The sequence below is a fragment of the Flagellimonas sp. genome (assembly GCF_965233845.1).
Classification (GTDB): Bacteria; Bacteroidota; Bacteroidia; order Flavobacteriales; family Flavobacteriaceae; genus Flagellimonas.
On record NZ_OZ247584.1, the window covers coordinates 197766 to 210905 of the forward strand.

The window sequence follows — 13140 nt, forward strand, 5'->3', positions numbered from 1 at the left end:
AACCTCGCTTTTTTATTCCAAGATTTCCGCAGAGTCCTGAACTGCTTCAATAGTGTCCAACGGAATGGAATCTCCCATATCTGGATCAGGTACCGGTTCTTCAAACATTTCCTCATCATCCCCCACAAACTGAGAGAACTTGTCAATGTATTCATTGAATATTATGGTTTCCGATTCGGCTTTCTCACGGTCTTGGTTTTCAATTAGGATGTCGATGTTTCTTCGGTAAGCCTGCATGTCCGCTAAAATATCATCAATTCTGTCGTATTGCTCATCCAGCGGTACTGCGGAATAGTATTCCAAGCGCTCTTGATACACCTTTTTAAGTTTTTCAAAAAGAGCATGAGCCTTTTCTGTTTCACCTACCTTGTAATACCCATCCACATAAGGTTCTACAAAGGCGTAAAACCCAAACTCTTCCACGGGCATATTGGTAATGGCAATATCAATGATGTCTTTGGCTTTATCGACTTTTCCCTCTTCCAATAATTTCTCCATTAAACGCGCCAGATTGCTTCTAAAAGACAGTCCTTGGGAACGGGTTTGCGGGTCATGATAGATTTCAGTGTCCCCAGAATTTCCCCAATCCCATTTTTTGACAATGTTGTACATAAGGTCGGAGTCAATTCTACCCATTTCAAAAGAGCTTTCATTTTTTGTCTTGATGGGAACTAATTTATAGACCAAACCATCCAACTGAAGATAGTCTTTCATCCAGATGTATTCCGCTCTATCAAAACTTCCCCCTGAAAAGTAAATAGGTCGTTTCCAATCATTGTTGGCAATCAAATCCAACATTAGGATGCGGTTTTTGGGCAAAGCCCCTTGCGGCAAATCAATATCAATATAGTCCAATATCTGGTCGGCATCCTCTGGCTTAACCAATCCGCTCTCCAATACATTTTGCTTGTTGACGGGAATACGGATTTTGTTGGTGGGATAGTAGATGACATTGAGTGTACCTTCTGGAATCTCGCTGATATCCACACCCTGTTTTTCCAATAGATAGCGGTATTTGTTCTGCGGCTTGTCGCTGTCAATCCAGTTCACAAAATCCTTGATGTCCCATCTGCTATCGGTAATAGCTTGATAATAGACAGCATCCCTTGAACCATATCGGTATTTATCATGGGTTAGCTGCGAAGGAATGGGCTCACTTTCATAAGCTTTTCGTTTCATTTGGTCTATATACCAATCGGTGGCGAACAAACTGGTGTTTACAATACGTACGTCAGTTCTATGGCCTTCAATTTCTTGTGCATACCACAATGGGAAGGTATCATTGTCCCCAATGGTAAAGAGAATGGCGCCTGCATCTTCCTGACAAGAATCCAAATAGGCTTTGGCCGTGGAATTGGCTGTATAGCGATTGGAACGGTCGTGATCATCCCAGTTTTGAAATGCCATCAAGAATGGGACCGACAGCAGGCATATGGTGGTTAGTGCCGGTGCGGCAATTTTGGCTGAAATGAGCTTTCTGAATTCATCAAACAGGCCATAGACGCCCATACCTACCCACATGCTAAAGACGTAGAACGATCCTACTAAGGAATAATCCCGTTCCCTGGGCTGAAAAATGTACGGATTGGTGTAGAATTGAATGGCTATACCCGTAAACATGAAAAAGACAAACAGGACCCAAAACTGTTTCGGGTTTTTGGAAATCTGGAAGACCAGTCCTATAATCCCCAGAAGAAGGGGCAGGAAGAAATACGTATTTCGGGCTTTGTTGTTTTTCCAATCACTAGGTAAATTATCCTGACTGCCCAATCTTAGGCTGTCAATAAAACCAATGCCGCTCAACCAATTCCCGTTTTCGTCATAACGCCCTTGGACATCGTTTTGTCTACCTGCAAAATTCCACATAAAATAGCGCATGTACATATAGCCAAACTGGAATTCGATCATGTACTGAATATTTTGCCCCAAAGTAGGAGGCTCCACTTCAATATACTCTCCAAACTCACGAAGGAACCTGACATATTGCTCAGCATCCAGTTCTCCCCGATCATAGGCAGCTTTAAATTGCGAAACAGCCTCCCTTAGGTCATTTCGAGAAATGTATTCTGATTTAATCCTAAAATCAAGAACGCCAAAATATCGCATGTAATTTTCAGCATGCTGATCGCTCCAAAGTCTGGGCAAAAGACCCACATGCTTTTCATTGGGCCCTTGCATGGCCCCTTTATAATTGTTGACAATCACATATTTGCCCAAGGTTTCATCCTTTTCATATTTTGGGCGGTCATCCTTGTCCTCCCCGGCAGGCGCAAAGGTGTCTGAGTAATAGGCTCCGTAAAATGGACTCTCAACCCCGGGATACTGTTCACGGTTATAGTACGCCAAAAGAGAACGGGCATCGGAAGGGTCATTTTCGTTGACCACGGTCTTGGCATTGGCACGAATAGGCAACATTAACCAAGATGAAAATCCTAGAATCAGGAACATCAAACACAGCACAATGAGGTTTCCTGTGCGAAAATCATTTTTCCGTGTATAGCGAAGCGCAAAATAAAAGGCGGCCACAAAAAGCAATCCCATAATAATGGTTCCAGAGTTGAATGGCAACCCAATACTATTGATGAAAAATACTTCGCTCCATCCAAAGAGTTTTAGTACGTATGTAAGGGAAAATTTGTAGACCAACATCAACACGGCAATCACCGATATGTTGGCCAACAGAAAATTCTTGATGTTGGTTTCTTTATATCTCTTGAAATAGAACAATAAACCTATGGATGGAATGGCCAAAAAGCCCATGAATTGGATTCCGAAGGTAAGACCGATCACAAAGCAAATGAGCAATAACCATCGATGACCTCTTGGTTCGTCAAGGTTATCCACCCATTTAAGTCCAAGCCACAACAAAAGGGCCATGATCAGACTGGCCATGGCATATACTTCGGTCTCCACCGCGTTAAACCAAAAACTATCTGAAAAAGTAAAGGTCAAGGCACCCACAAGTCCACTTCCAAAAACAGCAATGGCCTTGCTGTTGCTAAGGCCCTTCTTCTTTACAATCAGTTTACGGGTCAGGTTGGTAATGGTCCAAAACGTGAACAGAACCGCAAATGCACTGGACACCACGGATACGGCATTCACCATAAGGGCAATCTTGGAGGGGTCGCCAAAGGCAAACATGGCAAAAAAGGCACCTATCATTTGCAATAGAGGCGCACCTGGCGGATGCCCTACTTGAAGTTTGGCAGAGGTGGTAATGTATTCACCGGCATCCCAAAAACTCCCGGTGGGTTCTATGGTAAGGGCGTAAACAATAAAAGCTATGGCGAAGGAAACCCACCCTAGGATGGTATCCCATTTTCTGAAGTTTGCTGCAAACATAAAGATGGTCTTAACCAGTTGGGGCGAATTTAGTAAATATAGTAGAGACGTCTGGCGAATTTTGGAAAAGCTTTAACATGGGCCACTCTGGAAAAATCCTTCGGATTCTTGTGAAATTATTTGCCGAAACAAAAGTTTGTTATAAATTTGCACGCTCAAATACCAAATCTTGTAATTGGTTTTTCAAGTGAGGTTGAGAATGGTACTGGCCTATGGTGTAATTGGTAACACAGCTGATTTTGGTTCAGTCGTTCAAGGTTCGAGTCCTTGTAGGCCAACAGAAAACCTCCTTATTTTCAAAATAAGGAGGTTTTATTTTTTATGGGATTATATTGGCGAACGGATCAGTTGGGCCCTATGGAACTGCTAATATGGGAAACGAAACCCTTCTTAGCCGGATGGTCCTCCACCAGCTCTTAAAGTACTGAATGAAAATTCCCCTCCCCAGTTTTTAGTTTCTGAAGAATTTAATCAATCCGTAGCACGCTATCATGCCCCAAGCCAAATTGATGAAAACAACCGCCCAAGCGGAATGGTGGGTACCGTTGATTACGAACAGGATACTTCCTGCAATATTGAACCAATGGTAAATAGGTTGGTCCGAACGCCATTTTTTGCTGATCAGCATATAATACGACCATAAAAAGCAAAAGGTGCCTACCCAACCCAGGGATTCAAAAAAGACATTCATTAATCTGGATACTTAAAGAGACTTAGACAATGGTCAATATAGATTTTCTGTTGTTTTTTATGTATCCTATCATTTTGATTGAATAGTCCCAAGTAGTAATATGAGCCGTCTATCAGAGCAAAAATGATTTCCGTCAGTTCATTGATATTTGTGTTTCTGATGACTTGGTTGGTATGGGCTTGTTGCAACTTTTCCTTCAGTACACCGTGTAGTTTAAGCAGATATTGTTTAAAACTGTCGTTGAAAGTTGTGTTCCTATAGATAAGGGCATAACAGTTGTAAAAAACCCCATCATCAAAATACTGGTTCCATTTTCTGGAGAAAAGGCTTTTGATCAGATTTTCCAAATCCTTACGTGTCTCGATCACACCACTGTTGTTTGTCGTCATTACATTTAAGTGCTGTTCCAGAATGTATTCATTGAGTCCGATCAACAACTCGTCCTTTGTGTTAAAGTAGTGCATGACCAAGCCATTGCTTATACCCATAAAATCGGCGACTTTGGCAATGGAAGCATTTTCAAGACCGGTTTCTTTGGCCACCTCATAAAAGGCTTCAACGATTTCCAATCTTCGGGTTGGTCCTAGTTTTTTTCTTCCCATACTGGTTTTTCTTGCTACAAAATTCTGAAGGTATTCCCTCTTAAATGATCGACAATGATACTTCTTTTTTGTGATATTTAAATTGAATGGTCATTCAATTTATTTTGCATAAAACTTTGTCCATTAATTGTTTTTTAATAATATTGAACGACCATTCAATTTATTTTACAATATAGTAACAATGAATTAAATATTTATTAATTGAGTGGTTGTTCAATTTATATTCCTTTGACCTGTTTTTAAAAATCACTAAAAAGCCACCAAATAATTATGAAAAGATCTTATGTACTTTTTATGGTCAGCCTTTTGATTCACAGTGTAGGCTGGGTACAACTTAAAGCTTCGGACTCTACTGCAAAGAAAGTAGTGTTCATAATTGTAGACGGTATTTCTGCTGATCAACTAAAAACCGCAAAAACTCCATACTTGGATGCTATCGGAGCTCTCGGCGCATACTCTGATGCCTATGTTGGCGGAATTGCAGGAACATATTCAGAAACCCCAACCATCTCTGCCGTAGGCTACAATAGTCTTCTTACCGGCACTTGGGCCAATAAACATAATGTTTGGGGCAATAGTATTAAAGCTCCCAACTATAACTACCCAACAATTTTTAAGCTTTTTAAAGATCAATACCCAAATGGCACCATAGGTGTTTTCTCTTCTTGGTTGGATAACCGGACCAAATTGGTTGGAGAAGGTTTGAAAGAGACTGGGGCCATTAAAGTTGACTATGCTTTTGATGGTTTGGAGCACGATACCATAAACTTTCCCCACGACAAGAGAAGAAACTTTATGAAACTCATTGATTACTCTGTGGCTGACCATGCTGCCGAGACCATTTTTGAAAAAGCACCTGACATTTCTTGGGTTTACTTGGAGTTTTCAGATGATATGGGTCACGGCTTTGGAGATAGCAAAAGATTCAATGCGGCCGTGCAGTTTGAAGATAAGTTGGTGGGCAAGATATGGAACGCTGTAAAAAAAAGGGAAAAAATGTATAACGAGGATTGGCTTTTGGTGGTAACCACAGACCACGGAAGGAGCGCCAAGGATGGAAGGCACCATGGAGGTCAAACGGAAAGGGAGCGTAGCACATGGATTGTCATGAATGAAAAAAATACCAACTCCTATTTTAAAAACCATACCCCGGCTATTGTTGATATCCTTCCCACCATACTGGATTTTATGGACATCGATGTTCCTGTTGATATCAAGAGGGAATTGGATGGGGTGTCACTCATACGTCCTGTCGATGTAGTTGCGTTGAAGGCCAAAAAACAGAAGCGACATCTTCAGGTTACCTGGAAGAACCTCTCAAAAACCAAAGGAAAGTTATATGTGAGTCCCAGCAATCAATTCAATTCTGGCGGCACCGACAACTACAAACTATTGGCTACTGTGTCCACAGAAAGTGAACAGATAAGCATTCCGCTAAAAAAAATCCCCAAGGACTTCGGTAAACTGGTATTGGAAACACCCAATACGTTGCTGAATTTCTGGATTACAGAAAAATAACCAAACCAAAACTAAAACAATCATAATTCGATGAGAATGAAAAACAATTTACTTCTAATACTGTTTTTGGCCATGGTTTCCCTTGTTCAAGCGCAAAGGGAAATTACGGGGAAGGTCGCAGATGAGTCCGATGTTCCCTTGGCCGGTGTTACCGTTATCATAAAGGGAACCACTGTGGGAACTGTAACGGATTTCGACGGCAATTACCTTATCAATGCTGAGGAAGGGCAGGCATTGATTTTTTCTTACCTAGGATTTTTGGAAAAAACTGTGACTGTTGGTGCTTCAGATACTATCCATGTTGTACTTCAAGAAGATGTGCAGGGACTGGATGAGGTCGTTGTGGTTGGATTTGGCACAGAAAAAAAGGTAAACTTGTCAGGGGCGGTCAGCAATGTTTCCATCAAGGATTTGGATACTAGGCCCATAAACAATGTCACGCAAGGTTTACAGGGTATTTCGCCAGGTTTGAACATTGATTTCAACAGTGGTGAACCTGGAGCAAACCCTGTAGTGAATATTCGTGGTTTTACCTCTATCAATGGTGGAGACCCACTTATTATTATTGACGGTGTTCCATCTGATGTTTCCCTGTTGAATCTAATAGCACCAGAGGATATCCAGAACATTTCGGTTTTAAAAGATGCCTCTTCGGCTGCAATCTATGGGGCAAGGGCCGCATTTGGGGTTTTGCTCATAACCACCAAGACCGGAAACAGTGAAAAAATGAATATCAATTATAATACCTATGCAACGGTAGGAACCCCAACGGTTGTCCCGAATAAGACCGCAGACCCCTATATTTATTTGGCACTTCAAAAGTTGGCGGAGGACAATACACCATGGACAGGAGTAGGAACTTCTGCCGAAAGGCTTATTTGGGCACGTGAACGAAGCGATGACCCCCACGGTACGGTAGGGGTAAGGGAAAGCGTTAACAATCCTGGTTTTTGGGAATATATGGGGAATAGGAACTGGGAAAACTATTTCTTGTCCAACAACACCTTTTCGCAAAACCACAACCTAAGCTTTACAGGTGGCTCCGAAAAAGTGAACTATTATATGTCCGCTTCGCACAATAAGCACAATGGATCTTTAAAAATAGCGGATGACTTTTTTACCCGGACCGGGATCAGAACCAAGGTAAATGCAAAACTTACCGATTGGCTTACTCTTGGGAACAATACCTCTTATTTGATTTCCAAGCGTAAAAACCCATCCTATTTCAATATTCAAACACTTTACAATTTTGCTCCAACCGACTGGGATAAAAATCCTGACGGTAGCTGGGCCAATACCGGTGTTGGGCGAATGGGCGCACGGTTGACCGACGGAGGAGAGGAAGTAGACCGAATAAACACTTTTCAGACAACCTTTAATGCGGAGGCTTGGTTGGTCAGAGATTTTTTAAAGGTTAACGGGGAATACACTTTTCAAAAAGAAAATGAAAATTACGACGCATTTTACTCCAAATACAATATAGGTTACGGTCCGGACGACGTTCGGGAGGAAGGTGTAAATGAAGTCTGGAAAGATCTAGGGGATAAACAGTATCAGGTTTTGAACATATATGCCACGCTTAAAAAGACCTTTGGAGACCACGCATTGACGATTCTCGGGGGATACAACCAAGAAGAGTACCGTTATGACTACACCGACTTGAAAAGAGAAGGCGTTATATCGTCCTCCCTCCCCACATTGCAATTGGCAACAGGAACACTTTTTGGCAATCAATATATACGTTCATGGGCGTTACGAGGTGTGTTTTATAGGGCCAATTATATCTATAAAGACAGATATATCTTGGAGTTCAACGGTCGGTATGACGGTTCGTCAAAGTTTCCGCAAGACAAGCGTTTCGGATTTTTCCCATCCGTTTCTGGGGCGTGGAACATAACTAAGGAGGGTTTCATGGAAAGTCTTCATCCTGCAGTAAGTTTGTTAAAGCTTCGGGCGTCCTACGGCTCTTTGGGAAATCAGGATGTGGGGCCATTTGACTATATACCTTCCATGAGCTCAAGTTTGGGCAACTATATTGTTGATGGGGAATTGCCGCTACAAATAACTTCTCCGGCCCTTGTTTCAAATAATTATACCTGGGAGGAAGTGGTGTCTAAAAACATTGGTATTGATTTGGGCTTGTTCAATAACAAGTTCAATGCCACCTTCGATTATTTTGTTAGGGATACCAAAGGAATGCTAACCCTTGGAAAAGATTTGCCCGGGGTTTTGGGGGCAAGTGAGCCCAAAGAGAATGCCGGAGACCTGAGAACAAAAGGTTGGGAGTTGGCTCTGACCTATAGAGACAGCTTTGGTGATCCGAACAAACCTTTCAATTTTGGAGCCAGGTTCAATTTGAGTGACAGTAAATCCACCATAACACGTTTTGACAACCCCAATAACAGCCTGTTGCAATATTATGAAGGAATGGAAATCGGGGAGATTTGGGGACTTACCTCCAATGGATTTTTCAGGAACCAGGCCGAGATTGATGCCTTGGACCAGACCAGTGTTATTCCGTGGGGAGCGTTGGATATTGTTGAGGGATGGCCAAAGTACGTCGATATGGATGGAAACCAAGTTATTGAAAAGGGTTTGACAGCTGATGATTCCAAAGACTTAAGAGTCATAGGGAATATGTTGCCGAGGTTACGTTTTGGATTGAACTTGGATTTTAATTGGAACAACTTTGATCTAGGGGTGTTCTTGCAAGGGGTTGCCAAAAGAGACTACTATCCACGGGATTACCTATACTGGGGCTTCTACCAGCAACCTTACTCAGGAGGCTACGTGCACTTGCAGGATTTTTATAGACCAGCCGATGACAATGGGAATCATTCCCAGTCGTATATCAATGCAGGATTGGCAAGCGCCAATACCGATTCAACATATCCCATTTTGCAGGCATGGTTGGCGGATAGAAACTTAGGAGAGCGAATAGATCAAGCGCAAGGATTGGCTATTCCACAAACGGCCTATCTGTTGGATGGCTCGTACCTCAGACTAAAAAATATCACTTTTGGATATACCATTCCATCAAAATTTATGAAAAAGACGGGAATCACGAGCTTGAGAGTTTACTTCAGTGGGGATAATCTGTTTGAATGGTCTGAGATTGCAGATTTCTTTGACCCAGAAGCCGTTTCTGATGTCACCGAACGGATAGATCCCGGTTATAGCCCGGGAAGAGGTGAAACCAGTGGGTATCAGTATCCCTACCAGAGGAAGTATTCCTTGGGAATCAATGTTAACTTTTAATTCAAAAAATAACGACTAACAGAAACAATAATGAAAAAGATTTTCAACTTAGGTTTAACCATGGTGCTGATATGGGTGTCATCGTGCAATGATGATTTTCTGGAGCGCCTACCTGAAACGGAGATAGCGGTGGACAATTTTTTCAATACGGAAGAAGACCTGTCCATCTACATCAATGGGCTGTACAATTTCCCTGGCTTCGGTATTTATTTTGATGATGAAGCTACTGATAATGCTGCCACTACCGGGAGCAGGGAAATAAAATTGATCATGACTACCGAAGCCAATTCATCCACTATAACATCTGGATGGGACTGGGGACAACTCCGGGATATCAATTTGTTTTTGGAAAATTCAGGGAAGGCCAGTGTTACAGAGGATGTAAGAAACCATTACAACGGTGTAGCCCGTTTTTTCCGGGCGCAATTTTACATGGAAAAAATTAAACGCTACTCCAATGTTCCATGGTATGATAAGGTCTTGACCACGGATTCGGAAGATTTATACAAACCAAGTGACCCGAGGGAAGTTGTGGTAAGCAAGATTTTCGAGGATTACCAATTTGCCATTGATAATGTTTTTGAAAGTCAACCTACCGGGGCAGTTAATAAATGGGTTGTTTTGGCCTACGCCAGCAGAAATGCACTGTTTGAAGGTACGTTCAGAAAATATCATGATGAACTTAATCTACAGGGTTCCGCCAATGCCTATTTAGAACTTGCCTCGAGTTATGCAAAACAAATTATGGACAGTGGCGTGTTCGCCGTCCACAATACCGGTAATCCCGCTACGGATTACTATAGTTTGTTTATCAGTGAGGATTTAGGCTCAAACTCTGAGGTGATTTTCTCCAACATTGCAGTGGCCAATGTTAAAAACAGTGGGTTTAGCGTAACCGTCTTTGGAAACTATGAAATGTCTCCCACTAAAGATTTGGTGGAAAGTTACCTGATGGCAGATGGCACCTATTTCAGCGATCAAGCAAATGCTGATACCATGACCTTTGTGGAAGAATTTACAGATAGAGATCCAAGATTGAGCCAGACATTTTCCTTTCCCGGTTGGGAACTGATTAATGTGACCAACTACTCCGCTGGGGTTAGCAATTATGTACAGCAGCTTAACAAAAACTTTACAGGGTACCATCAAATAAAAGGGTTTTTGAACAGTGTGGATCAGGATTACAGAAATGAAGTTGATGCCCCCATCCTTCGCTATGCCGAAGTATTGTTGAATTATGCCGAGGCCCAAGCTGAATTGGGAACCCTGTCACAAAATGTTTTGGATCTTACCATAAACCATTTGAGAAATAGGGTAGGAATGCCAAACTTGTCCATGGGAATTGCCCCAGACCCAATACAGGCTGGTAGATATCCTGGTGTTAACGACCCCGTATTGTTGGAGATAAGACGTGAAAGAAGAGTGGAATTTGCCCAAGAAGGAAGAAGGTTGGACGACCTTACCCGTTGGAAAGGAGGGAAGTTGATGGAAAAGGAACCTGTCGGGATGTACTTTCCTGGCCTTGGAAGATATGATCTAACGGGTGACGGAGAAGATGATATCATCTTAATTGATGCCACGGAAACAGTTCCCGAACCTGATAATAGGGAAACCAATGGGTTAGGAGTTACCTTGATATATTATCGCGCTGGGAACGTTGGTGATGACGTTGATGTCTATCTTACCAATGGTACAAGTGGTAATGTTATTGCTACCCCAGAGCGCGGAACTTTTGAAGAGCCAAAACATTATTACAGGCCTATTTCTGCCTCAGAAGTTACGCTGAATCCCAGTTTGGAACAGGTTTTTGGATGGGAATAGATTTTGTAAAGTTGATTTCATAGGTATAGTTTGAGTTAGTTATGTATGATGAAGGCGCAGTTTTTTAACTGCGCTTTTGTTATGTTTTATATTCCTCGGAGTCAAGGTTGGATGGCCGATAGAAAATGAAGCGAAATCCCGATTTCTAAGGAAATTGGGATTTTTTGTTTGACCTATTTTAGGTACATTCATCCCTTAAACCAACCTAGGGAAATGAAGAATCAACCAAACCTCCTTTTATGCCTTGTTTTACTGGTAATCACTATTAGTTGTGTCGAAAAAACGGAACCCAAAAAACCAGAGCAAAAACCAAACATTATTTTCGTTTTGGCCGATGATTTAGGCTACGGGGATATTACCGCTTTCAATGAAAACAGCAAAATCAAAACTCCACATTTGGACATGCTGGCCCAAGAAGGAATGCGATTTACGGATGCACATACCTCGTCTGCCGTTTGTACTCCAACCCGATATGGAATTCTTACGGGGAGATACAATTGGCGAAGCGAACTAAAACAAGGCGTACTTATTGGAGCCTCCAAGGCATTGATTCCAAATACAAGAACAACCGTGGCCGCTGTCTTAAAGCAGAGTGGCTACAACACCGCCTTTATTGGCAAATGGCATTTGGGATGGGATTGGGCTTTAAAGGATCCAAATCAGGAACCCACCACGGGTTGGCAAGACACTACCTTTGTCAATATTGATTACACCAAGCCTGTTACAAACACCCCCAATGACCTTGGATTTGACTATGCCTATGGGCATAGCGGCTCCTTGGATATGGCACCCTATGTTTATGTGGAAAATGGAATGGCCACCCAGGTACCGGATTCCAGTACGGTAAACACCGGGAAGTATTCTTGGTGGAGAAAAGGGCCCACTTCCAAAGATTTTATCCATGAGGATGTCACCCCAAACTTTTTCCGTAGAGGCATTAAATATGTAAAAGAACAAGCCAACAAGGAAAAGCCCTTCTTTTTATATTTGGCACTACCCTCACCGCATACACCTATCCTTCCCACGGAAGAATGGCAGGGGAAAAGTGGACTTAATCCGTATGGCGATTTTATGATGATGGTAGATGATTATATGGGGCAATTGAATGCGGCAATCAAGGAAGCGGGTGTGGAAGAAAACACCTTAATCGTGTTTACGAGTGATAATGGGTGTTCGCCAGCAGCAAAAATTGATGAGATGACCGAAAAAGGACATTATCCAAGTTATGTGTATCGAGGGCACAAAGCCGATATTTTTGAGGGCGGACATAGAGTGCCCTATATCGTAAAATGGCCCGCTAAAGTGCAAAAGGGCTCGGTAATGGATCAGACTATTTGTACTACCGACTTTATGGCGACTTCGGCCGCCATAGCAGGATATCAATTAAAGGATAACGAAGGGGAGGACAGCTATAACATACTACCTCTTTTAACACAACAAACAATTGAAGGGGATTTTAGGGAGGCCACGGTACATCATTCCATTAATGGAAGCTTTGCCATCCGAAAAGGAGATTGGAAATTGATTATGTGTCCAGGTTCCGGGGGATGGAGTTTTCCAACACCTAACAACAAGGAAGCTTTGGAGGACTTGCCCAAAATTCAGTTATACAATCTTAAGAATGACCCAGCAGAAGCCAAGAATTTACAAGCTTCAAATCCTGAAAAAGTGGAGGAACTAAAAACCTTATTGACCAAATATATTCAGGAGGGTAGGAGTACTCCCGGTTTGGCACAGCAAAATGATGGGGAGGACAAGAATTGGGACCAATTATGGTGGATGGATGAGGCCAACTAATGGAATTGCCCAGTAGGCTGTTGCCCACAATTTTGCAGACTCTTAAATTATTGTATCTTTGCACCACTGAACGGATATAAATGTATTCATGAGGGGACTTCGAGTCCCCTC

At 42.3% G+C, this 13140-nt stretch carries 7 protein-coding genes and 1 tRNA gene; 5 read left to right on the forward strand and 3 right to left on the reverse strand.

Translation table 11 applies throughout. The annotated features are described in order from the left end of the window. Nucleotides 1–12: 12 nt before the first annotated feature. Complete coding sequence (locus ACO6S0_RS00940; RefSeq protein WP_422350179.1) at nucleotides 13–3342, reverse strand: DUF2723 domain-containing protein; 3330 nt, start codon at nucleotides 3340–3342, stop codon at nucleotides 13–15. A gap of 206 nt (nucleotides 3343–3548) precedes the next feature. On the opposite strand from ACO6S0_RS00940, the gene ACO6S0_RS00945 reads away from it, so the two are divergent. Then, a tRNA-Gln gene (locus ACO6S0_RS00945) sits at nucleotides 3549–3620 on the forward strand. Nucleotides 3621–3793: 173 nt separating this feature from the next. Here the strand turns inward: ACO6S0_RS00945 and ACO6S0_RS00950 are convergent. Beyond that, on the reverse strand, nucleotides 3794–4033 hold the full coding sequence (locus ACO6S0_RS00950) for a CBU_0592 family membrane protein (RefSeq protein WP_422350180.1): 240 nt from the start codon (nucleotides 4031–4033) through the stop codon (nucleotides 3794–3796). Further along, complete coding sequence (locus ACO6S0_RS00955; RefSeq protein WP_422350181.1) at nucleotides 4033–4635, reverse strand: TetR family transcriptional regulator; 603 nt, start codon at nucleotides 4633–4635, stop codon at nucleotides 4033–4035. Before ACO6S0_RS00955 ends, ACO6S0_RS00950 begins: the two co-directional genes overlap by 1 nt. 270 nt (nucleotides 4636–4905) lie before the next feature. On the opposite strand from ACO6S0_RS00955, the gene ACO6S0_RS00960 reads away from it, so the two are divergent. From ACO6S0_RS00960 to ACO6S0_RS00975, 4 genes are all read left to right on the forward strand, one after another. After that, nucleotides 4906–6153 (forward strand): alkaline phosphatase family protein, encoded by a 1248-nt coding sequence (locus tag ACO6S0_RS00960; RefSeq protein WP_422350182.1) that lies wholly within the window; start codon nucleotides 4906–4908, stop codon nucleotides 6151–6153. A gap of 36 nt (nucleotides 6154–6189) precedes the next feature. Next, nucleotides 6190–9411, forward strand: a complete 3222-nt coding sequence (locus ACO6S0_RS00965; RefSeq protein WP_422350183.1) for a SusC/RagA family TonB-linked outer membrane protein — start codon at nucleotides 6190–6192, stop codon at nucleotides 9409–9411. 30 nt (nucleotides 9412–9441) lie between these two features. Further along, the gene (locus ACO6S0_RS00970; RefSeq protein WP_422350184.1) at nucleotides 9442–11232 is read left to right on the forward strand and encodes a RagB/SusD family nutrient uptake outer membrane protein; all 1791 of its coding nucleotides are present in this window, start codon (nucleotides 9442–9444) and stop codon (nucleotides 11230–11232) included. 213 nt (nucleotides 11233–11445) lie between these two features. After that, the gene (locus ACO6S0_RS00975; protein ID WP_422350185.1) at nucleotides 11446–13029 is read left to right on the forward strand and encodes a sulfatase family protein; all 1584 of its coding nucleotides are present in this window, start codon (nucleotides 11446–11448) and stop codon (nucleotides 13027–13029) included. The last annotated feature ends 111 nt before the right edge of the window (nucleotides 13030–13140 follow it).

Excerpts from the sequence above, each read along its gene's own strand:
- ACO6S0_RS00970 (WP_422350184.1), top strand. The coding sequence starts at position 9,442 with ATGAAAAAGATTTTCAACTTAGGTTTAACCATGGTGCTGATATGGGTG.
- ACO6S0_RS00975 (WP_422350185.1), top strand. The coding sequence starts at position 11,446 with ATGAAGAATCAACCAAACCTCCTTTTATGCCTTGTTTTACTGGTAATC.
- ACO6S0_RS00940 (WP_422350179.1), bottom strand. The coding sequence starts at position 3,342 with ATGTTTGCAGCAAACTTCAGAAAATGGGATACCATCCTAGGGTGGGTT.
- ACO6S0_RS00960 (WP_422350182.1), top strand. The coding sequence starts at position 4,906 with ATGAAAAGATCTTATGTACTTTTTATGGTCAGCCTTTTGATTCACAGT.
- ACO6S0_RS00950 (WP_422350180.1), bottom strand. The coding sequence starts at position 4,033 with ATGAATGTCTTTTTTGAATCCCTGGGTTGGGTAGGCACCTTTTGCTTT.
- ACO6S0_RS00955 (WP_422350181.1), bottom strand. The coding sequence starts at position 4,635 with ATGGGAAGAAAAAAACTAGGACCAACCCGAAGATTGGAAATCGTTGAA.
- ACO6S0_RS00965 (WP_422350183.1), top strand. The coding sequence starts at position 6,190 with ATGAAAAACAATTTACTTCTAATACTGTTTTTGGCCATGGTTTCCCTT.